Raw genomic sequence first — 21521 nt, 5'->3', positions numbered from 1 at the left:
CGCGCTGCCCGCCGACCTGATCGGCCACCGGCCCGACGTCGTCGCGGCGCGCTGGACCGTCGCCGCGCAGGCGCGCGGCATCGACGTCGCCAAGGCCGATTTCTATCCGGACATCGACCTGCTTGCGTCGATCGGCGGCTACGCGGCCATGGGGCCGCTGTTCCAGTTCCTGAAGAATCCGTCGCATAGCTGGAGCGTGGGGCCGGCGCTGTCGCTGCCGATCTTCGACGGCGGCCGGCTGCGCTCGCAGCTCGGCGCGGCCTCGGCGGGCTACGACGAAGCGGTCGAGCGCTACAACCAGTCGATCGTGGGCGCGCTGAAGGACATCTCCGACCAGGTGATCCGCATGCGTTCGCTCGCGACCCAGGCCGACGATGCCGACCGCTCGGTCGCCGCGGCCCGCAAGAACTACGAGCTGTCGCGCGAGGGCTACCGGCGCGGCCTGACCGATTATCTGAACGTGCTGGTCGCGCAAAGCCAGTTGCTGCGCGCACAGGAAGGCGTCGCGACGATCGAGGCCGAGCGCCTCGGCGCGCATGCGTCGCTGATGACCGCGCTCGGCGGAGGACTCGACGAGCCGGCCGATGGTCCGCAGGACAGCGAGACACTGCCGGCGCACGGCAAGGGTAAAGGCAAGAGCGACGCCGCAAAGAGCACCGACGCCGGGACGGATGCGCAGGCAGCGACGCAAGCAGTAACGCAAGCGGCGGCACAGGCAACGACACCAGCAGCCCAACCAACGGCTGCGGCAAACCACGCAGCCAGCCGCAGCGCCACCCATGCTCCCGCCGCCGTCACCACGCGCGCGGCCCACGCGCCCGCGCCCGAGTGAGAAAGGCCATGTCCACCTCTCCCACCACCGCCCGCCCGGCCTCGCTCGCCACGTGGTACGCGGCGGCCGCCGACTGGGCGCGCACCGACGGCCTCACGTGGATCTACATGTTCAAGGCGCTCGCCGCGTGCTTTCTCGCGCTCGGCATCGCGATGAAACTCGACCTGCCGCAGCCGCGCACCGCAATGACCACCGTGTTCATCGTGATGCAGCCGCAAAGCGGCGCGGTGTTCGCGAAGAGCTTCTACCGGATCTGCGGCACGCTCGTCGGTCTCGTCGTGATGCTCGCGCTGATCGGCCTGTTCGCGCAGCAGCCCGAACTGTTCATCCTCTCGACGGCGATCTGGATCGGCATCTGCACCGCGGGCGCCGCGCGCAACCGCAACTTCCGCTCGTACGGCTTCGTGCTGGCCGGCTACACGGCCTCGCTGATCGGCATTCCCGCCTCGCAGCACCCGGACGGCGCGTTCCTCAGCGCGCTCACGCGGGTCGTCGAAGTCGTGGTCGGCATCGTCTGCGCGGGCGCGGTCAGCGGCCTCGTGTTCCCGCAGTTCGCCGGCCTGCAGATGCGCAGCACCGTGCGCGCGCGTTTCTCGGCCTTCGTCGACTACGTGTCGGCGTCGCTCGCCGGGCGCAACGACCGCGCGCAGATCGAGGCGACCAATGCGCGCTTCGTCGCCGATATCGTCGGCTTCGAGGCGGCGCGCAGCATCGCCGTATTCGAGGGGCACTACTCGCGCATGCGCGGCGGCCGGCTCGCGCGTCTGAACAGCGAGTTCATGACCGCCTCGACGCGCTTTCACGCGCTGCATCAGCTGATGAACCGTCTGCACGCGAGCGGCACGCCGGGCGCCGCGATCGCGATCGCGGCGCTCGAGCCGTACTTCAGGGAGATCGCGCCGCTGCTCGCGAAGTCGGGCGAGCCGGTGCTCACCGCGACCGATGCCGCGCACGCCGCGGCCCAGCTCGAGACCTACAAGGCCGAACTGCCGAAGCGCGTGCGCGCGACGCGCGGCGAACTGGAAACGCAGCCCGACGCGCCGCTGCTCGACTTCGACACCGCCGCCGAACTGCTCTACCGCTTCATCGACGATCTGCACGCCTACGCGGCCACCTACGCCTCGCTGGTGGTCGACACGCACGAGCGCGAACGCTGGATCGAGCGCTACGAGCCGAAGACCAACGCGATCGCGGCGGGCGTCGCCGGTCTGCGTGCCGCAATCGTGATGGTCGTGGTCGGCGCGTTCTGGATCGCGACCGCGTGGCCGAGCGGTGCGACGCTGACGCTGAACGCGGCGACCACCAGCGCGCTCGTGGCATCGACGCCGGACCCGAAGCGCTCAGCGTTCCAGATGGCCGGCGGCACCGTGCTCGCGACGCTGATGGGCATGATCGTGGTATTCGGCGTGTATCCGCACATCGACGGCTTCGCGCTGCTGTGCGCCGCGCTCACACCGTTCCTGCTGCTCGGCGTGTTCATGACCACGCGCCCGGCGCTCGCGGGCTACGGCGTGGGCTACTGCATCTTCTTCTGCTTTCTCGCCGGCCCGGACAACGTCATGCACTACGACCCGAGCGCGTTCATGAACGACGCGCTCGCGCTCGTGCTGTCGATGCTCGTGTCGTCGGTTGCGTTCGCGGTGCTGCTGCCGCCGTCGACGCCGTGGCTGCGCAATCGCCTGCTCGTCGATCTGCGCCGCCAGGTCGTGCTCGCCGGCAGTGCGGGCATGCGCCACGTGCGTTCGCGCTTCGAGAGCGGCGCGCGCGATCTGATGTGCCAGATCAACGCGCTCTCGCCGAACGAGCCTGAAACGAAGCGCGACACGCTGCGCTGGCTGTTCTCGGTGCTCGAAGTCGGCAACGCGGTGATCGATCTGCGCGGCGAAGTGGCGGCGCTGCCGGCCGAGCCGCGCCATGACCGCTCGACGCCGTGGCGCGTCGCGCTGCGCGGCCTGCTCGAGGCCTTGAACGAGCTCTTCGAGCGGCCGCGCGAAGACCGCTTCGAGCGCGCGCTCGCTGCGACCGCCGACGCGATCGCCGAAGTGCAGCAGATGATGAGCCGCTTCACGCCGACGCGCGAAGAACGCCACCAATTGCTGCGCATTCTCAGTCAACTGCATTTCATCCGTACCGCGCTGCTCGATCCGCAGTCGCCGCTCGCCTCGGCGATCGGCGCACGGCATGGGGCGAGCGGCGCGTCAGAAGAAGGAGCTCCTCATGCCACGTGATATCGCCGTACTCGATGCCTACGTGCCGGCCATCGTGCTGCTTTTTATCGCGGGCTCCGCGTTGACCTGGGTGCTCGACCGCGTGCTCGCCTATACGGGCCTCTATCGCGTGGTGTGGCACCCCTCCCTGTTCCGGGCCAGCTTGCTCGTGTCCGTGTGCGGCCTTCTCGGCCTCGCCGTTTATCGTTGACCAGAGTCGAATCATGACCATCCGAAATCTTGTGGGCTTCGTCGCGACAGCCGTCATTTTTATCGTCGCGATCCTGATTGGCCGCGTGCTGTGGGTCCATTACATGGACGAACCGTGGACCCGCGACGGGCGCGTGCGCGCCGAGATCGTCAACGTCGCGCCCGACGTGTCGGGCGCGATCGTCGATCTGCCGGTCAAGGACAACCAGCTCGTGAAGAAGGGCGACCTGCTGATGCAGATCGATCCGTCGCACTACCAGATCGCCGTCGAGCAGGCGCAGGCGGCGGTTGCCGCACGCAAGGCCGAATTGCAGATGAGGCGCGACGACGCGCAACGGCGCGCCGACATGGATGCGCTCGTGGTGTCGAAGGAAAACCGCGAAAACGCGACGCATACGGCGTCGGCCGCCGAGGCCGCCTACCAGCAGGCGCTCGCCGCGCTCGACGCCGCGAAGCTGAATCTCGAACGCACGCGCGTCGTCTCGCCGGTCGACGGCTACGTGACGAACCTCAGCGTGTTCCGTGGCGACTACGCGACCGCGGGCGCCGCCAAGCTCGCGATCGTCGACAGCCATTCGTTCTGGGTCTACGGCTACTTCGAGGAAACCAAGCTGCCGCACGTGCGCATCGGCGACAAGGCCGAAGTGAAGCTGATGAGCGGCGGCACGCTGCAAGGCCACGTGGAAAGCATCTCGCGCGGCATCTACGACCGCGACAATCCGCAAAGCCATGAACTGCTCGCCGACGTGAACCCGACCTTCAACTGGGTGCGCCTCGCGCAACGCGTGCCGGTGCGCGTGAAGATCGATTCCGTGCCCGACGACGTGATGCTGGCCGCGGGCACGACCTGCACGGTGATCGTGCGGCCGGCGACGCGCAAGGCGAGTTGATCGGGCCGCCGCGGGGCGGCGGGGAGCGCAGGGGAACATCAAGCAGCGTCGGAAAGCAGCGAGGGCGGCAGGCGAATCGAAACCCGAATCGCCTGCCGCCCTCGCTTGTGCGTCCGATTCGCGACAAAACTTGTCCGCACAATTCGCTCAAGCCACATTACACTTCGACCCATGCTTACAAACATTGGTTGACGCGGCCCCACGCCGCGGATTTCGCGTGAGACACCGACAAAGACCGCAAAAAAACCCTGAAGACGACAAAAGGGAGCATGAAGGGGGCATGAAGAGCACACGCCAGGCCCCGCACGCGTCGGCCGCCGGTTTCTCACCTTCACTGTGTGCCTTGATCTCCTTCATCTAGCGTATGGAAACGAGCCTCGATAAAAACGCCCTCGCCGGCGCGCCCCCTTCCCCCTCTGCCGCTGCGCCGGCCGTCGCCAAAGTCCAGCGCACGGTTTACTCCGTGCTCGGCGCGATCAGCTTCTCGCACCTGCTCAACGACATGATCCAGTCGTTGATTCTCGCGATCTACCCGATGTTCAAGGAGAACTTCTCGCTGTCGTTCGGGCAGATCGGCCTCATCACGCTGACTTACCAGATCACGGCGTCGCTGCTGCAGCCGCTCGTCGGCAGCTATACCGACAAGCATCCGAAGCCGTATTCGCTGCCGGTCGGCATGGGCTTCACGCTCGCCGGCCTGCTGCTGATGTCGGTCGCGTCGAGCTTCGGCGTGCTGCTCATCGCCGCCGCGCTGGTCGGCTGCGGCTCGTCGGTGTTCCATCCGGAATCGTCGCGGGTCGCGCGCATGGCCTCGGGCGGCCGCCACGGGCTCGCGCAGTCGCTGTTCCAGGTCGGCGGCAACGCGGGTTCGTCGCTCGGACCGCTGCTCGCCGCGTTAATCGTGTATCCGCACGGCCAGGGCAGCATTGCGTGGTTCTCGGCGGCGGCGCTCGTCGCGATCGTCGTGCTCACGCAGATCGGGCGCTGGTACAAGCGTCATCCGTCGGTCAAGAAAGCGCGCGGCCAGGCGACCCACGCGACGCTGCCGCGCAACAAGATCGTCATGGCGATGAGCGTGCTGGTGCTGCTCGTGTTCTCGAAATACTTCTACCTCGCGAGCATCAACAGCTACTTCACGTTCTATCTGATCGACCGGTTCCATCTGTCGGTGCAGGCCGCGCAGATCCATCTGTTCGTGTTCCTCGCGGCGGTCGCGGCGGGCACGGTGATCGGCGGGCCGATCGGCGACAAGATCGGCCGCAAGTACGTGATCTGGGTGTCGATCCTCGGCGTCGCGCCGTTCACGCTGCTGCTGCCGTACGCGAACCTGTTCTGGACCGGCGTGCTGACGGTCGTGATCGGCGTGGTGCTAGCCTCGGCGTTCTCGGCGATCCTCGTCTACGCGCAGGAACTGATTCCCGGCAAGGTCGGCATGGTCGCGGGGCTGTTCTTCGGCTTCGCGTTCGGCCTGGGCGGAGTCGGTGCAGCCGTGCTCGGCCAGCTCGCCGACGCGACGAGCATCGCGTTCGTCTACAAGGTCTGCTCGTTCCTGCCGCTGATCGGCGTGCTGACGGTGCTGCTGCCGGATATCGAGGGGAAGCGCGCGAAAGCGTGATGGTTTGAGTGGATGCTGCATGCGGTTGCATGCGAGGGAAAGGCGCCTTGGGGCGCCTTTTTCTTTTGGAACGGTCGGGATGGGTGATGTCTTGAGGGTATGGGTCCCGAAGCGCTTATCCGCTTTGCAAGATCTGCGAGCAAATTTCAGAGTTATCCGACTGTATTGGAGGCAAGTTTGCTTTAACGCCGAGGAGAGTTAGAGGTGGTCCCCGTTTAGGATCGCAAGACGCAATGCACACTACATGAAGGTCGCGAATGAGCCCGATCACTGTCCACGCGACGGCACAAACAAAAATACACGCGAGCAAAAGAATTCGGGGTTTGGGAACCCGCTATTTGGCTACGCTAATTTCATCACACGTTATTTTCTTACTGACTTTTGGCTCATTCGCCTATGGGAAAACCGTTTATTCGGTGCCCTTTGATTATGAAAAATTTCCTTCGTCGTCGATCCATTTCACTGGGAATATACCCAAAGAGATCGACCACTTCTGCCAGACAGCCAAGCATGCTTCCAATGACGATATCGCCGCATGCGAACAGCGAGACTTCGAACATCTGAACTCGGAGCTCAGTTCGAGGTACTCGCAGGTTCTGAAGGAAATAAAGGAAATCGATAAAGAATCGAGGGCATCCGGCGATCCTCTCGCCGAACCTGCTTTCATCAGCGCACAGGATAATTGGATAAAATATCGCGATAGTTACTGTTACGCCTATGTCTATGCAATGGGCGAAGCATCCGCGCGCTACATTTACTTTTGGGACTGCATGAAAGGAGCTACTCAGGACCGAATCAAACAGCTAGAAAAATTTCTCAATCCCTAAGAGCACAACGAATGCGGCATGCGGGTTTTCGCCTAACCTGCTCCTGCGATGGCTTGCCTGCCGGCGTCAGCCTTACCCGCTCCAGTACTTCGCCTGCTTGTTGGCATGAAGCACCAAGCCTTCCGACGCGACGTTCAACGCATAGTTCTCGAAGCACGTCTCCACAGAAAAAAACATGCCGCAACCGCGAGAACAGCGACGCCATCAACGACAGCGAGAACGGGAAGCGGATCGCTCCACTTGTCCATGTTTGTCGTGCGCGAATAGTACGGTTCGCCACTGCCATATGCTTCGTTCAGGTTCACGAGATTAAACGCAACAACTGCAGCGACGAAGGCAAACAGAATAGCGCCCGTCAGAAGACGCGCAACCGGGATTTTCGACATGTCAGTACCTGACGGTTAGCGGGATGTAGCAGTCCGGCGACGACGCGACCCACTCATTCAGATCCCTCGCAAATGCCTCCCTTTCGATGTGCAGGTTGATGCACCCAGCGCTACCTGCATGTGTGCCGCCGTGAATAAAAAAACCACCCCGTCCGTACAATAGGGCCCGTATTGTGCTCACGCTGGCGAGCCGGCGAGTAATCAAAACTTCGTCTGTCAGCCACGCTGCCCGACGATGCCGCATAAGTCCGAAAAACGGGACCATTCATAGTCAGAAAGCGACCGCTAAAGTCAAGGGATAGTTGCGATCTGGCGCAAACAGGGCCAGTCGGAATACCGTGCTCAGCGGCACATCGATCAGACATGCAAACCTCTCATTTGAAATGAAAAAGATGACCGAGCCGAAATAGAAACTGCCTAAGACAATCGGCTCGATTCACAGCACCTGTACCGGCAAGGCCCGTAAATTACCAGGCAACGACCGAATAAGATATGGGCGACGGATGATTCTGCAGCTCAGCCGGAGCAAGCCGAACCAGACAGGCGGCGAGCTGCACCACACAACCGCCCCGCGCCCCGCAAACCCCATCACTCCCGCCCGCAGCCCGCGCCCGCCCCTCATGGTCAACCCGCATTACCCACCCCACGATGCCTGTCTATGCTGATGCGGACACCCGCGCCTCCCTCGGGCGCGGAATTTGCGCGACTGTTTCATCCGCCCCCCTCCACCACGCCGCACGAGGATCGCCGCCGATGACCCGCTACCGCGATTTCCACCGCCGCTCGATCGAGAACCCCGAGGCTTTCTGGGGCGACGAAGCGAAGCGCATCCACTGGCACACGCCGTTCGACAGCGTGCTCGACCGCTCGAATCCGCCGTTCGCGCGCTGGTTCGTCGGCGGCCGCACGAATCTGTGCCACAACGCGGTCGACCGGCATCTCGCCGAGCGCGCGCAGCAGAACGCGCTCGTCTACGTATCGACGGAAACCGGCATCGAGCGGCACTACACCTACGCCGAGCTGTACGCGGAAATCAACCGCATGGCCGCGGTCATGCGCTCGCTCGGCGTCAAGCGCGGCGACGTCGTGCTGATCTATCTGCCGATGATCCCCGAGGCGCTGTTCGCGATGCTCGCGTGCGCACGCCTCGGCGCGATTCACTCGGTCGTGTTCGGCGGCTTTGCGGCGCCGAACCTCGCCACCCGCATCGACGACGCCAGACCCGCCCTGATCGTCACCGCCGACGCCGGCGCGCGCGGCGGCAAGGTGATCGACTACACACCGCTCGTCGACGAAGCGCTCGCGCGCGCCGCGCACAAGACGCCGCACGTGCTGCTGATCGACCGGCAACTCGCGCCCGAACGCCTGAACGCGCCCTACCTTGTCGCCTACGAGCCGCTGCGCGAGCAGTTCTTCGACGCCCACGTGCCGTGCGAATGGCTCGAATCGAACGAGCCTTCCTATGTGCTCTACACCTCGGGCACGACCGGCAAGCCGAAAGGCGTGCAGCGCGACGTCGGCGGCTATGCGGTCGCGCTCGCGGCCTCGATGGAATACATCTTCGAGGGCAAGCCCGGCGACACGATGTTCACCGCTTCCGACGTGGGCTGGGTGGTCGGCCACAGCTATATCGTCTACGCGCCGTTGATCGCGGGTCTCACCACCGTCATGTACGACGGCACGCCGATTCGCCCGGACGGCGGCATCTGGTGGCGGCTCGTCGAGCGGCACAGGATCAACCTGATGTTCACCGCGCCGACCGCGCTGCGCGTGCTGAAGAAGCAGGACCCGGCGCTGCTGAAGGCGGCCGATCTGTCGAGCCTGCGCACGCTCTTTCTCGCCGGCGAGCCGCTCGACGAGCCGACCGCCGCATGGATTTCCGGCGCGCTCGGCAAACCCGTCATCGACAACTACTGGCAGACCGAAACCGGCTGGCCGATGCTCGCGATCCCGCGCGGCGTCGAAGCGCTGCCGACCAAGCTCGGCTCGCCTGGCGTGCCGTCGGCCGGCTTCAGCCTGACGCTGCGCAACGAACTGACGGGCGAGCCGTGCGCAGTCGGCGAAAAAGGCGTGCTGACGCTCGACCATCCGTTGCCGCCGGGCTGCATGTCGACGGTGTGGGGCGACGACTGCCGCTTCGTCAGCACCTACTGGTCGAGCATTCCGAACCATCAGGTCTATTCGACGTTCGACTGGGGCGTGCAGGATGCGGACGGCTACGTGACGATCCTCGGCCGCACCGACGACGTCATCAACGTCGCCGGCCACCGGCTCGGCACGCGCGAGATCGAGGAAGCGCTGTCGAGCCACGCGGCCGTCGCGGAAGTGGCGGTGGTCGGCGTGACGGATGCGCTCAAGGGGCAGACCGCGATGGCCTTCGTCGTGCTGCGCGGCGCGCGCCCCGATAACGATCCTGGCGGCCGCGACCCGAGCGAGCGAGCGCGGCTCGAAGCCGAACTGCTGGCGACGGTCGATCGCCAGCTCGGCACGATCGCGCGGCCAACGCGCGTGGTGATGGTGTCGATGCTGCCGAAGACGCGCTCCGGCAAACTGCTACGCCGCGCAATCGCGGCGCTCGCGGAAGGCCGCGAGCCCGGCGACCTGCCGACGATCGAAGACCCGGCCGCGCTACAGCAGGTGCGCGATGCGCTCGGTGGTGCGCTCGAATGAGAGCGGACAAGGCTGAATTGCTGCGGGAGCCGGGCGTGAAGCTGACATGAGGCCGGCGTGAGGTGCGGCAGCACTTGAAGCGCTGGAGTCAAGCAGCGGCGACGGCTAAGGCGCGAGTATCGAAGCGCCGACGCGCAACGTCAGCGCGAGCAACGCGCGCCCCGCGGCAAAAAATCAGCGAGTCCCGCATTCGCGTCCGCCGTATCGCCAACCCGCCGCTGTAGCGCGCCTTTACCCGCGTCACCAGCAAGTCAGCCGGCCAACTTCGCGCGCGGCTTCGCTACTTACCCTCGCGCCGTCCCTGCCCGCTCCCCCGCCTCGCCATGCGCTTCGAAAAAGCGCGCAAGAATCGCGTTCGAATACGTGCCCGCGATCTCGGTGAGGAACGACATGAACGACGTCGGCGCATGATCGTCGGCGGTATCGGAAATGGTGCGCACGACCGCACACGGCACGCCGTACTCGTAGCAGACCTGCGCGAGCGCCGCGCCTTCCATCTCGACCGCGAGCGCATTGGGCAAGGCTTCGCGCAATGCCGCGACGGCCGCCGCGCTCGCGACGAACTGATCGCCGCTGACGATCAACCCGCGATGCACGCGCGGCTCGCGCGTGCCGAAGCGCGCCGCGCAAGCCGCGCCTTCCTCGGCGGCGAAGCGCTCGCAGGCGGCGGCGAGCCGGTCGGCGAGCGTCGCATCGACGCCGAAACGCGACACGCCGAGCAGCGGCACCTCGAAGCGCGGGAACAGCGGCGACGCGTCGATATCGTGCTGCAGCAGCGTATCGGCGACGACGATATCGCCGATCCGCACCTCGCTGCCGACGCCGCCGGCCACCCCGGTGAACACGATCGCTTCGACATCGAACGCATGGATCAGCGCGCTGACAGTAGCCGCCGCCGCGACCTTGCCGACGCGCGCGAGCGTGACGACGCACGGCGTGCCACGCACGGTGCCGACGTGATAATCGCGCTGGCCGTGCGTGACCGTGCGCACGCCGGATTCGGCGCGCATCGCTTCGATCAGATCGCCGAGTTCCTGCGGCAGCGCGGCCAGCACGCCGAGCGGACGCCGCGCATCGGCGCTGGTGACTACATTAGCGCCTGCATTCGGAACAGCATTGAGATTGGCCTCGGGAGCCGCGCCCGGGATAGTCGTCGTGGGTGCGCTCATTCGACCGCCTGCAATTTAGCCACCGCGAGCGCCAGCCACTTCTCGCCGTGCCGCTTGAACTTGACCTGCGCCTTCGCATCGGTGCCGCCGCCTTCGAGCGCGGTGATCGTGCCTTCGCCGAACTTCGTGTGGAACACCTGCTGACCGACGCGGAAGCCCGTTTCCGCCGCGCGCTGCTCGTTCGCGAAAGCGGGCAGCGTGGCCGGGGTCGTCGAGGCGGGGCCCGTGTAGCCAGGCCGCGCGAACCAGTCGCGTCCATAGCCGGCGTTGTCCGAGCGGCCGCCCCAGCGCGAACCCGCCTCGACCTTCGGCGTGAGCCACTTGAGCGTGTCCTGCGGCAGTTCGTCGAAAAAGCGCGAGCGGATGTTGTAGCGCGTCTGGCCGTGCAGCATGCGGCTTTGCGCGAACGACAGATAGAGCCGCTCCTTCGCGCGCGTGATCGCCACGTACATGAGGCGCCGTTCTTCTTCGAGGCCGTCCGTTTCCATCGCGCTGTTCTCGTGCGGGAACAGCCCTTCTTCGAGACCGGTGATGAACACCGCGGTGAATTCGAGCCCCTTGGCCGCGTGTACCGTCATCAGCTGCACGGCTTCCTGGCCGGCCTGCGCCTGGTTGTCGCCCGCTTCGAGCGACGCGTGCGACAGAAAACCGGCGAGCGGCGTCATCGTGTCGGGGTTTTGCGCGGGCTCGGCGAGATCGGGCGCATCGAGCACGACCGTGTTCGGATCGTCGGTTGCGACCGCCAGTTCGGGCGCGGCGCTCGCACCGGGGCGCAGCGGAATCGAGCGCGCGGGCGTATCGAGCCCGTAGCCCTCTTCGCTGACGAACGCGGCCGCCGCGTTGACGAGTTCCTGCAAGTTTTCGAGCCGGTCCTGGCCTTCGCGCTCGTTCTGGTAGAACTCCGCGAGACCGCTCGTGCGGACCACGTACTCGACGGTTTCGGGCAGGCTCATCTGCTGCGTTTCCGCGCGCATCCTGCCGATCAGGTTCGCGAACGCGGCGAGGCTCGAACCGGCTTTGCCCGCGACGTACGGAATTGCCGCGGCCATCGAGCAGTTGTACAGGCGCGCCGCGTCCGCGAGCTGTTCGAGCGAGCGCGCGCCGATGCCGCGCGTCGGGAAATTGACGACGCGCGCGAACGCGGTGTCGTCGTTCGGGTTGTCGATCAGACGCAGATAGGCGAGCGCGTGCTTGACTTCCTGGCGCTCGAAAAAGCGCAGGCCGCCATACACGCGATAGGCGATGCCCGCATTCACGAGCGTGTGCTCGATCGTGCGCGACTGCGCGTTGCTGCGATAGAGCACGGCGATTTCGCTGCGCGAGGTGCCGGTGCTGATGAGCGCCTTGATTTCCTCGACGATCCAGCCCGCTTCCTGCGAATCGGTTGCCGATTCGTAGACGCGCACCGGCTCGCCGTGCCCCGCGTCGGTACGCAGATTCTTGCCGAGGCGCCGCGAGTTGTTGGCGATGAGCTGATTCGCGGCATCGAGAATATGGCCGTGCGAGCGGTAGTTCTGTTCGAGCTTGATCAGATTGCGCACGTTGAACTCATGCTCGAAGTCGCGCATGTTGCCGACGTTCGCGCCGCGGAATGCGTAGATCGACTGGTCGTCGTCGCCGACCGCGAAGATCGCGTTGTGCTGACCCGCGAGCAGCTTGAGCCACGCGTATTGCAGCTTGTTGGTGTCCTGGAACTCGTCGACGAGGATGTGCCGGAAGCGCGCCTGGTAATGCGCGCGCAGCGGCGGATTGTGCGCGAGCAGTTCGTGGCAGCGCAGCAGCAGCTCGGGGAAATCGACCACGCCTTCGCGCTGGCACTGCTGGTCGTAGGCTTCGTAGAGTTCGACGAACTTGCGATTGAAGTTGTCGGTGGCGTCGACGTCTTTCGGCCGCAGCCCCTGCTCTTTCGCGTTGTTGATGAAGTACTGGAGATTTTTCGCCGGGTACTTTTCGTCGTCGATGTTGAGGCCCTTCATGAGGCGCTTGATCGCGGAAAGCTGGTCGGCGGTATCGAGAATCTGGAACGTGGCGGGCAGGCCCGCGTCGCGGTGATGCGCGCGCAGCATGCGGTTGCAGAGACCGTGGAAGGTGCCGATCCACATGCCGCGCGTGTCGATGGGCAGGAGCGCCGAGAGGCGCGCCATCATTTCGCGGGCGGCCTTGTTCGTGAAGGTGACGGCGAGCACGGTCGCGGGAGACGCGAGGCCGTGCTGGATGAGCCACGCGATGCGGGTGATCAGGACGCGGGTTTTGCCGCTGCCGGCACCTGCGAGGATCAGTGCGGGCTCATTGGGGAGCGTGACGGCGGCGTGTTGTTCGGGGTTCAGATTGGCGAGGAGATCGGGCATTTTCTCTGGCGGACGGCAGGGCGAATGACATTATAGGCCCCTGTGCGGGGCGGGATTTTTTTGTTGGTCTGGATTGGGGGGTGTCGTTGTTCTGGGTTTGTTGGCGCTTGCGCGGCGCGGGCGGTTTTTTTGTTGTTGTTCTGGATTTGTTGGCCTTTCCTTGTTTTCTTGTCGGTCTATTGGCGTTGCCCCTGTGCGGGGCGGCACCTACTTTCTTTGCGGCTGCAAAGAAAGTAGGCAAAGAAAGCAGCTTCACACCGCTAATTCTTAAGCGGGCCCCCTGGCTCGGAGGGGGCAGTGGTGCATCTGGAATCGGTGCCCTCGCACATTCAATGCAGGTGACAAAGCCATCATCCGCTCCCACTCCGCACTGCGTGCGTCGCGGACGGGTCTGCCAGGAGAACCCGCGGGTTCGTTCGCGCAACGGGGGCCATCGGCTGCACCTCGGCGACACGCCGAAACAACCGATGGTTTTTGAGCCGGGCTTCGGCGCGTGTAGCGCCGCCGGAAGAATGACGGCCTTGTCACTGACGCGGAATGCGCGAGGAGACAGATTCCAGATGCACCACGATCCCCTCCAAGCCAGGGGACCCGCTTCAGAATTAGCGGTGTGAAGCTGCTTTCTTTGCCTACTTTCTTTGCAGCCGCAAAGAAAGTAGGTGCCGCCCCGCACAGGGGCAACGCCAATAGACCGACAAGAAAACAAGGAAAGGCCAACAAAGCCAGAAAAACGAAAAAAACGCCCGCGCCGCGCAGGCGCCAACAAACCCAGAACAACGAACAAAAAACCGCCCCACGCAGGCCCCTCCCCCTCCCAGCTATAATCTCCAATCCTCCGCATCCAAAATCCTGCCTTTAACCAGAAACATGAGCGACACCTCGAGCGACCCCACCTCGACGCTTGCCAAAAGCTTCGAACCCCACACCATCGAAGCCCATTGGGGCCCGGAATGGGAAAAGCGCGCCTACGCCGCGCCCTCCTTCGACTCCAATCGCAAGGATTTCTCGATCCAGCTGCCGCCGCCGAACGTCACGGGCACGCTGCACATGGGCCACGCGTTCAACCAGACCATCATGGACGGCCTCGCGCGCTATCACCGCATGCTCGGTGAAAACACGCTGTGGGTGCCGGGCACGGACCACGCCGGGATCGCCACGCAGATCGTCGTCGAACGGCAACTGGACGCGCAGGGCGTGTCGCGCCATGACCTCGGCCGCGCCAAGTTCGTCGAGCGCGTGTGGGAGTGGAAGCAGCAGTCGGGCTCGACCATCACGCGCCAGGTGCGCCGCCTCGGCGCGTCGATCGACTGGTCGCGCGAATACTTCACGATGGACGACAAAATGTCGGCCGCCGTGCGCGACGTATTCGTACGCCTGTATGAACAGGGCCTGATCTATCGCGGCAAGCGTCTCGTCAACTGGGACCCGGTGCTGCTCACCGCCGTCTCCGACCTCGAAGTGGTCAGCGAGGAAGAAAACGGCCACCTGTGGCACATCCAGTATCCGCTCACCGACGGCTCGGGCCATCTGACCGTCGCCACCACGCGTCCGGAAACCATGCTCGGCGACACCGCCGTGATGGTGCATCCCGAAGACGAACGCTACGCACACCTGATCGGCAAGACCGTCACGCTGCCGCTGTCGAACCGCGAAGTGCCGATCATCGCCGACGACTACGTCGACCGCGAATTCGGCACCGGCGTCGTCAAGGTCACGCCCGCGCACGATTTCAACGACTACCAGGTCGGCCTGCGCCACCAGCTGCCGCAAATCGAAATCCTCACGCTCGACGCGAAGATCAACGACAACGCGCCCGAAAAATACCGCGGCCTCGATCGTTTCGACGCCCGCAAGCAGGTCGTCGCCGATCTCGAAGCGCTCGGCGCGCTCGAATCGGTCAAGCCGCACAAACTGATGGTGCCGCGCGGCGACCGCACCGGCGTCGTGATCGAGCCGATGCTGACCGACCAGTGGTTCGTCGCGATGAGCAAGCCGGCTCCCGAGGGCACGTTCAACCCGGGCAAGTCGATCGCCGAAACCGCGCTGAACGTGGTCCGTAACGGCCAGATCAAATTCGTGCCGGAGAACTGGACCACCACCTACTACCAGTGGCTCGAAAACATCCAGGACTGGTGTATCTCGCGTCAGCTCTGGTGGGGCCATCAGATTCCGGCGTGGTACGGCGAGAACGGCGAAATCTTCGTTGCGAAGACCGAGGAAGACGCGCGCGCGAAAGCCGCCGCGGCGGGCTACACGGGTGCGTTAAAGCGCGACGAAGACGTGCTCGACACATGGTTCTCGTCGGCGCTCGTGCCGTTCTCGTCGCTCGGCTGGCCGAACGAAACCGAGGAACTGAAGCACTTCATGCCGTCGTCGGTGCTCGTCACCGGCTTCGACATCATCTTCTTCTGGGTCGCGCGCATGGTCATGATGACCACGCACTTCACGGGCAAGGTGCCGTTCGACACGGTCTACGTGCACGGCCTCGTGCGCGACGCCGAAGGCCAGAAGATGTCGAAGAGCAAGGGCAATACGCTCGACCCGATCGATATCGTCGACGGCATCGGCCTCGACGCGCTCGTCGCGAAACGCACCACCGGCCTCATGAATCCGAAGCAGGCCGCGTCGATCGAAAAGAAAACCCGCAAGGAGTTTCCGGACGGCATTCCGGCGTTCGGCACCGACGCGCTGCGCTTCACGATGGCCTCGATGGCCACGCTCGGGCGCAACATCAACTTCGACCTCGCGCGCTGCGAGGGCTATCGCAACTTCTGCAACAAGCTGTGGAACGCCACGCGCTTCGTGCTGATGAACTGCGAAGGCCACGACTGCGGTTTCGGCCAGCCGGCGCAATGCGGCGAATGCGGGCCGGAAGGCCATCTGCATTTCTCGCCGGCCGACCGCTGGATCGTGTCGCTGCTGCAACGCGTGGAAGCCGAAGTCGCCAAGGGTTTTGCCGACTATCGCTTCGACAATGTCGCCAATGCCCTATACAAGTTCGTATGGGACGAATACTGTGACTGGTATCTCGAACTTGCAAAGGTCCAGATCCAGACGGGACAGCTGAACCAGCAGCGCGCCACGCGCCGCACGCTGTTGCGGGTGCTCGAAACGGTGCTGCGCCTCGCGCATCCGGTGATTCCGTTCATTACCGAAGCGCTGTGGCAGAAAGTGGCGCCGCTCGCGGCACGCTACCCCGAGGGCAAGGCCGAAGGCGAAGCGTCCATCATGGTGCAGCCGTACCCCATCGCCGAGCCCGCCAAGCTCGACGAAGACGCGGAGCGCTGGGCCGCCGACCTCAAGGCTGTGATCGACGCGTGCCGGAATCTGCGTGGCGAGATGAACCTGTCGCCGGCCGTGAAGGTGCCGTTGCTCGCCACCGGCAACGCGGAGCGGCTTCGCACTTTCGCGCCATACGCCCAGGCATTGGCGCGTTTGTCCGAAGTGCAGATCATCGCCGACGAGGCTACGCTCGATGCGCAGGCGGATGGCGCGCCGATTGCTATCGTAGGAAGCGACAAGCTCGTCTTGAAGGTCGAAATCGACGTGGCCGTCGAGCGGGAACGCCTGTCGAAAGAGATCGCGCGTCTCACCGCCGAAATCGCCAAATGCAACGGCAAGCTGCAGAATCAGGCTTTCGTTGCCAAGGCGCCGCCGGCGGTCGTTGAACAGGAACAAAAACGTCTCGCCGATTTCGAAGCTACCGTCGGCAAGCTGAAAGCGCAACTGGATCGCTTGCCGGTCTGATCGACACGTCTTGCCCCACCGCCGCCGCGGTGGGCAAGGCCTTAAACCAGAGGACTCAGGGTAATCACATGCTAAAAGTTACAAAGGCGGTATTTCCGGTAGCCGGTCTTGGCACCCGATTCCTCCCTGCCACGAAGGCAAGCCCGAAAGAAATGCTGCCGATCGTCGACAAGCCGCTGATTCAGTACGCAGTCGAGGAAGCGATGGCAGCCGGCATCACCGAAATGATCTTCGTCACGGGCCGCAGCAAGCGGGCGATCGAGGACCATTTCGACAAGTCCTATGAAATCGAGGCCGAACTCGAGGCGCGCGGCAAGGACAAGCTGCTCGAACTCGTGCGCAGCATCAAGCCGAGCCATGTCGACTGCTTCTACGTGCGCCAGGCCGAAGCGCTCGGCCTCGGCCACGCGGTGCTGTGCGCAGAAAAGCTGGTCGGCGAAAACCCGTTCGCCGTGATTCTCGCGGACGACCTGCTGTACGGCACGCCGCCCGTGATGACGCAGATGATCGAGGTGTTCGATCACTATCACAGCTCGGTGATCGGCGTCGAAGAGATCCCGCCGCAAGACACGAAGTCGTACGGTATCGTCGACGGCAAGGAGTGGGAAGATTCGATCATCAAGATGTCAGGCATCGTCGAAAAGCCGGAGCCGAGCGTGGCGCCGTCGAACCTCGGCGTGGTCGGCCGCTATGTGCTCAAGCCGCGCATCTTCAATCATCTGCGCTCGATCAAGCCCGGCGCGGGTGGCGAATTGCAGTTGACGGACGCGATCCAGTCGCTGCTCGCCGACGAACAGGTGCTCGCGTACAAGTATCACGGCACGCGTTTCGACTGCGGCAGCAAGCTCGGTTATCTGAAGGCGACGGTCGAGTTCGCGCTGCGTCACCCGGAAGTGGCCGCCGATTTCGAGCAGTATCTGCGCACGCGTTCGCCGGTGCTGGAAGGCTGACGGATTCGCTTCGCGGCCTGCGGGCCGCGGGGCCATTCAACGCAACGCGCGCCACACCGCTGAGCGTGCCCTCGGGTGCGCTCGGTGCGCTCAAAACGAAAAGGCGCTGTGCCCCGCATTCGCGGGCACAGCGCCTTTTCTGCTTCTTGCGTACCGCCTCGCGCGGCGGGTTTGGCCGAGTGCCGGGTTCTGGCGGGTTTGACTGCCTAGCGCCGCCGCATCAGAAACGTGAACACCTTGTCTTGCGCCGAGCTTTCGACAATCTCGTTGCCGGTCTGCTTCGCGAACGCGGCAAAATCGCGCTGCGAGCCGGGATCGGTGGCGAGCACCTTGAGAATCTGGCCGCTTTCCATGTCGGCGAGCGCCTTCTTGGCGCGCAGGATGGGCAGCGGGCACATGAGCCCGCGCGCATCGACTTCCTTGTGAATCTGAATTTGCATCGACGATGACCTTCGGGACGAGGGCGTCGCTCGCGACGCCGGACAGAGGGCCAAATTCTACAGCAGGCGGTGTTTCGCCGCCCGGGCCTGCGACGGTGCGTGTCACCGCCTCGACACGATCCGCCCCGCCTCGTCTCGCCTCCCCCCAAGGTTCGCCCCCAAGGTTTCCCCCGCCTCACCGGCCCCCGAGCGGCAACCCGCGCCGCTACAGCATCACCGCCTGCCCGCTTTGCAGCGACTCGCGCAGCGCCATGCCAATCCGCGTCGCTTCGAGCGCATCGGCCAGCGTCGCCCCCGCCTGCGCCGACTCGGGTTGAGCCACCCCGCCCTGCACCGCCGCAACGAACGCGCGTGCCTCGTGCAGAAATGCATCCTCGAAACGGTCGAAAAAGTTCGGCGTGCATTCGTTGCGAACCCCGCTCGCGTCATAAATCTCGACGCGATTCGCGCGCGGATTGCGGCCGATCGCGAGCGCGCCCGCCGTGCCGATCACTTCGCTATGCGTGTCGTTGCCGTGCGCCTGCGTGCGCGACGCGTAGAACATCGCGAGCTTGCCGCCCTCGAATTCGCAGATCGCGACGCCGTTGTCGACGTCGCCGAATTCACGCAAGCCTTCGTGCAACGCAACGGCCCCCGCCGCGAACACGCGCGTCGCACGCGGCTTGCCGAGCAGCCAGCGCGCGACGTCGATGTCGTGCACGGTGCAGTCGAGAAAGATGCCGCCCGAGGTCGCCGCGAAGCGCACGAAGAAACCGTCGGTATCGTTTTTGTCGGTGGTCTGCGAGCGCACGAGAAACGGCCGGCCGATCTGGCCCATCGCGATCCTGTCGAACGCGTCCTTGTAGCTCGGATCGAAGCGCCGCATGAAGCCGATCGTCGCCTGCAAGTGCGGATAGCGCGCCGCGACCGCCAGCACGCGCTCGCATTCGGCCACGTCGAGCGACAGCGGCTTTTCGCAGAACACGTGCTTGCCAGCCTGCAAGGCGTCGACGATCTGCTGCGCGTGCAGCGACGACGGCGTGACGAGCCACACCGCATCGACCTGCGGATCGGCGAGCAGGTCTGCGTAATCGGTGTAAAGACGCGGCTCGGGCAGTGCATCGCGAGCCCATGCGAGTTCGTCTTCCAACGGACTGCAGGCGGCCGCGAGCATGGCGCCCGGCACGCGATACGCGAGATTTTCGGCGTGCCGCTTGCCGAGCCGCCCAAGGCCCACCACGCCGAGGCGCACCTGCTGCGTAGCCGGCTTCATCACGCCACCTCGCCGAGTTGGATCGCGCGGCCTTCGCGCCACGAACGCGTCGCCGCTTCGGCGAGTTCGAGCGCTTTCAGACCATCGGCGACGGTCGTGCGCACCGGCTTGCCATGCCTGACCCCATCGAAGAAATGCGCGATTTCGAGCGCGTAGGCCGCACGATAGCGTTCGAGAAAGAACGCCTCGGGCACGTCGGTCGACACCTCGGTTTTCGAGTACGCGGTGACTTCGGTCGGCCGCACGTTGCCGGCTTGCAGCATGCCGCCGCTGCCGAGCACTTCGAAGCGCTGGTCGTAGCCGTAAGCGGCACGGCGCGCGGTGTTGATCTGGCACAGCCGGCCGCGCTTCGTGCGGATCGTGACCGCCGTCGAATCGATGTCGCCCGCCTCGGCAATCGCCGGATCGCCAAGGCAGCTGCCGGTGGCGTGCAGCGTGTCGGCTTCGTCGTCGAGAATCCAGCGGAAGATATCGAAGTCGTGAATCAGCATGTCCTTGAAGATGCCGCCCGAGTGCCGGATGTATTCGAGCGGCGGCGCGCCCGGATCGCGGCTCGTGACGACGAGCATTTCCGGCGTGCCGATCTCGCCCGCGTCGAGGCGCGCTTTCAGCGACGCGAACGTCGGATCGAAACGGCGCTGAAAACCGATCATGCACACCACGCCCGCGCGCTCCACCGCTTGCGCGCACAGGCGCGCGCGCTCGAGCGCGAGATCGACCGGTTTCTCGCAGAACACGTGCTTGCTCTGCGCCGCCGACTTCACGATCAGGTCCGCATGCGTGTCGGTGCTCGAACAGATCACGGACGCGCCGATCGACGCGTCGCCGAGCGCGCCGTCGATATCGGCAACCCGCGCGCCGTGCTGCTCGGCCAGCGCCCCGGCGGCCTCGCGATTCACGTCGACCACGTACTTGAGCCGCACGCCGGGCTGCCGCGCAAGGTTAGCCGCATGAATCCTGCCGATGCGCCCCGCGCCGAACAGTGCGACGTCGATCGTGTTTACCGCGTCAGTCATCGTAGCCTCCAGGATCGTGGGATTCTTCAACGTTCAGTTCGAGCTTGTACGCGAGCGCAATGAACAACGCCTGGCACAGGCAGATCGTGCTGGTCAGCGAGCGAAACGCGAACGCGCTGCCCTCTTTCACATACAACAGCGTGCTCGCGTAGCGCGCGAGCGGCGATAGTTGGCTATCCGTAATGACGAGCGTCTTCGCCTGAAGATGATGCGCGACGCGCAGGCAGTACTGCGTTTCCTTGCCATATGGCGCGAAGCTGATCGCGATCACGACGTCGCCCTTCTTCACGCTGCGAATCTGCTCGCGGTACATGCCGCCGAAGCCCGACACGAGATGCACGCGCTTGGGCGTGTGCTGCAACGCGTAGACGATGTAGCTCGCGACCGGAAACGAGCGCCGCACGCCGACCACGTAGATGTTGTCGGCCTGCTGCAGCATTTTCACGGCGGCGTCGAACTGCTTGTCGTCGAGGCCCGCCTCGAGTTCTTCGAGGCCGCCGCGCGACGCCGCGATGAACTCGCGCGCGACCGAGCCGCCCGACAAGGTGCCGGGCTTCTCGTCGATCAGCCGGCGAATGCGCTGCTGATAGCTCGGCGACGACACGCCCTGCTCCGCATAAGCCTGACGAAACACCGCCTGCAGATCGGAGAAGCCGGAAAAGCCGAAGCGCTGCGCAAAGCGCACGACCGCCGACGGATGCACGCCGCAGCTCGCGGCGATGTCGCTCGTGCGGTCCATCATCACGCTCGAACGATGCTGCTCGATATAGGTCGCGACGCTCTTCAACTGACGCGGCAGCGTCTCGTAGTTGTCCGCGATGCGCCGCATCAAATCCTCGACGCCCGGCAACGTTTCTTCGGTGTTCGGTTCCGCCATGTCTGCCCCTCGAGTGTTTTTTGCTATGCGGCAGAAGCACTCGCGGCCTGCCGCTCGTGCTTCCGACGCTGCCGATTATAGGCAG

General features: G+C 64.8%; 16 protein-coding genes. 9 read left to right on the top strand and 7 right to left on the bottom strand.

Annotation, left to right across the window (positions count from 1 at the left end):
• From GXB81_RS21275 to GXB81_RS21250, 6 genes are all read left to right on the top strand, one after another.
• A partial coding sequence (locus GXB81_RS21275) for a TolC family protein (RefSeq protein WP_205990244.1) occupies positions 1-832 on the top strand: 832 nt, incomplete at its 5' end.
• A gap of 8 nt (positions 833-840) precedes the next feature.
• The gene (locus GXB81_RS21270) at positions 841-3060 is read left to right on the top strand and encodes an FUSC family protein (RefSeq protein ID WP_167043210.1); all 2220 of its coding nucleotides are present in this window, start codon (positions 841-843) and stop codon (positions 3058-3060) included.
• Positions 3050-3250: a DUF1656 domain-containing protein gene (locus GXB81_RS21265; protein WP_167043208.1), complete on the top strand. Its 201-nt coding sequence runs from the start codon at positions 3050-3052 to the stop codon at positions 3248-3250. Before GXB81_RS21270 ends, GXB81_RS21265 begins: the two co-directional genes overlap by 11 nt.
• A 13-nt stretch (positions 3251-3263) precedes the next feature.
• Positions 3264-4139: an HlyD family secretion protein gene (locus tag GXB81_RS21260; RefSeq protein WP_167043206.1), complete on the top strand. Its 876-nt coding sequence runs from the start codon at positions 3264-3266 to the stop codon at positions 4137-4139.
• 364 nt (positions 4140-4503) lie between these two features.
• On the top strand, positions 4504-5754 hold the full coding sequence (locus GXB81_RS21255) for an MFS transporter (protein ID WP_167043204.1): 1251 nt from the start codon (positions 4504-4506) through the stop codon (positions 5752-5754).
• A 257-nt stretch (positions 5755-6011) separates the two neighbouring features.
• Positions 6012-6581 (top strand): lysozyme inhibitor LprI family protein, encoded by a 570-nt coding sequence (locus GXB81_RS21250; protein ID WP_205990243.1) that lies wholly within the window; start codon positions 6012-6014, stop codon positions 6579-6581.
• A gap of 134 nt (positions 6582-6715) precedes the next feature.
• On the opposite strand, the gene GXB81_RS21245 is transcribed toward GXB81_RS21250, so the two are convergent.
• The gene (locus GXB81_RS21245) at positions 6716-6967 is read right to left on the bottom strand and encodes a hypothetical protein (protein ID WP_167043200.1); all 252 of its coding nucleotides are present in this window, start codon (positions 6965-6967) and stop codon (positions 6716-6718) included.
• Positions 6968-7720: 753 nt separating this feature from the next.
• Between GXB81_RS21245 and GXB81_RS21240 the strand changes: the two genes are divergently transcribed.
• The gene (locus GXB81_RS21240) at positions 7721-9637 is read left to right on the top strand and encodes a propionate--CoA ligase (protein WP_205990242.1); all 1917 of its coding nucleotides are present in this window, start codon (positions 7721-7723) and stop codon (positions 9635-9637) included.
• Between the two features lie 284 nt (positions 9638-9921).
• On the opposite strand, the gene GXB81_RS21235 is transcribed toward GXB81_RS21240, so the two are convergent.
• Together GXB81_RS21235 and GXB81_RS21230 are read right to left on the bottom strand one after the other, a co-directional pair.
• Positions 9922-10806 (bottom strand): 5'-methylthioadenosine/adenosylhomocysteine nucleosidase, encoded by an 885-nt coding sequence (locus GXB81_RS21235; protein WP_241016461.1) that lies wholly within the window; start codon positions 10804-10806, stop codon positions 9922-9924.
• Positions 10803-13154: a UvrD-helicase domain-containing protein gene (locus GXB81_RS21230; RefSeq protein WP_167043194.1), complete on the bottom strand. Its 2352-nt coding sequence runs from the start codon at positions 13152-13154 to the stop codon at positions 10803-10805. Before GXB81_RS21230 ends, GXB81_RS21235 begins: the two co-directional genes overlap by 4 nt.
• A gap of 867 nt (positions 13155-14021) precedes the next feature.
• On the opposite strand from GXB81_RS21230, the gene GXB81_RS21225 reads away from it, so the two are divergent.
• Complete coding sequence (locus GXB81_RS21225) at positions 14022-16901, top strand: valine--tRNA ligase (protein WP_205990241.1); 2880 nt, start codon at positions 14022-14024, stop codon at positions 16899-16901.
• Between the two features lie 68 nt (positions 16902-16969).
• On the top strand, positions 16970-17851 hold the full coding sequence (gene galU, locus GXB81_RS21220) for a UTP--glucose-1-phosphate uridylyltransferase GalU (RefSeq protein WP_167043190.1): 882 nt from the start codon (positions 16970-16972) through the stop codon (positions 17849-17851).
• A 206-nt stretch (positions 17852-18057) separates the two neighbouring features.
• Here galU and GXB81_RS21215 read toward each other — a convergent pair whose 3' ends face one another.
• The 4 genes from GXB81_RS21215 to GXB81_RS21200 form a co-directional block, all read right to left on the bottom strand.
• Entirely contained in the window at positions 18058-18285 is a 228-nt protein-coding gene (locus tag GXB81_RS21215) for a sulfurtransferase TusA family protein (RefSeq protein ID WP_075301700.1), read from the bottom strand.
• A 211-nt stretch (positions 18286-18496) separates the two neighbouring features.
• A complete protein-coding gene (locus GXB81_RS21210; RefSeq protein WP_167043251.1) occupies positions 18497-19543 on the bottom strand; it encodes a Gfo/Idh/MocA family oxidoreductase in 1047 nt (348 codons plus the stop codon).
• Entirely contained in the window at positions 19543-20559 is a 1017-nt protein-coding gene (iolG, locus tag GXB81_RS21205; RefSeq protein ID WP_167043188.1) for an inositol 2-dehydrogenase, read from the bottom strand. Before iolG ends, GXB81_RS21210 begins: the two co-directional genes overlap by 1 nt.
• Complete coding sequence (locus tag GXB81_RS21200) at positions 20552-21436, bottom strand: MurR/RpiR family transcriptional regulator (RefSeq protein WP_167283546.1); 885 nt, start codon at positions 21434-21436, stop codon at positions 20552-20554. Before GXB81_RS21200 ends, iolG begins: the two co-directional genes overlap by 8 nt.
• Positions 21437-21521 lie beyond the last annotated feature (85 nt).

Source organism: Paraburkholderia sp. Ac-20336, assembly GCF_017105025.1.
Classification (GTDB): Bacteria; Pseudomonadota; Gammaproteobacteria; order Burkholderiales; family Burkholderiaceae; genus Paraburkholderia.
Note: the sequence above shows the minus strand (reverse complement) of the source record. Positions and strands in the feature narration are given on the sequence as shown.

Bases quoted from the DNA above. Each gene is read 5' to 3' on its own strand.
- GXB81_RS21225 (WP_205990241.1), top strand. From the start codon at position 14,022: ATGAGCGACACCTCGAGCGACCCCACCTCGACGCTTGCCAAAAGCTTC.
- GXB81_RS21260 (WP_167043206.1), top strand. From the start codon at position 3,264: ATGACCATCCGAAATCTTGTGGGCTTCGTCGCGACAGCCGTCATTTTT.
- GXB81_RS21265 (WP_167043208.1), top strand. From the start codon at position 3,050: ATGCCACGTGATATCGCCGTACTCGATGCCTACGTGCCGGCCATCGTG.
- GXB81_RS21235 (WP_241016461.1), bottom strand. From the start codon at position 10,806: ATGAGCGCACCCACGACGACTATCCCGGGCGCGGCTCCCGAGGCCAAT.
- GXB81_RS21255 (WP_167043204.1), top strand. From the start codon at position 4,504: ATGGAAACGAGCCTCGATAAAAACGCCCTCGCCGGCGCGCCCCCTTCC.
- GXB81_RS21245 (WP_167043200.1), bottom strand. From the start codon at position 6,967: ATGTCGAAAATCCCGGTTGCGCGTCTTCTGACGGGCGCTATTCTGTTT.
- GXB81_RS21270 (WP_167043210.1), top strand. From the start codon at position 841: ATGTCCACCTCTCCCACCACCGCCCGCCCGGCCTCGCTCGCCACGTGG.
- iolG (WP_167043188.1), bottom strand. From the start codon at position 20,559: ATGACTGACGCGGTAAACACGATCGACGTCGCACTGTTCGGCGCGGGG.
- GXB81_RS21230 (WP_167043194.1), bottom strand. From the start codon at position 13,154: ATGCCCGATCTCCTCGCCAATCTGAACCCCGAACAACACGCCGCCGTC.
- GXB81_RS21240 (WP_205990242.1), top strand. From the start codon at position 7,721: ATGACCCGCTACCGCGATTTCCACCGCCGCTCGATCGAGAACCCCGAG.
- GXB81_RS21210 (WP_167043251.1), bottom strand. From the start codon at position 19,543: ATGAAGCCGGCTACGCAGCAGGTGCGCCTCGGCGTGGTGGGCCTTGGG.
- GXB81_RS21200 (WP_167283546.1), bottom strand. From the start codon at position 21,436: ATGGCGGAACCGAACACCGAAGAAACGTTGCCGGGCGTCGAGGATTTG.
- galU (WP_167043190.1), top strand. From the start codon at position 16,970: ATGCTAAAAGTTACAAAGGCGGTATTTCCGGTAGCCGGTCTTGGCACC.
- GXB81_RS21250 (WP_205990243.1), top strand. From the start codon at position 6,012: ATGAGCCCGATCACTGTCCACGCGACGGCACAAACAAAAATACACGCG.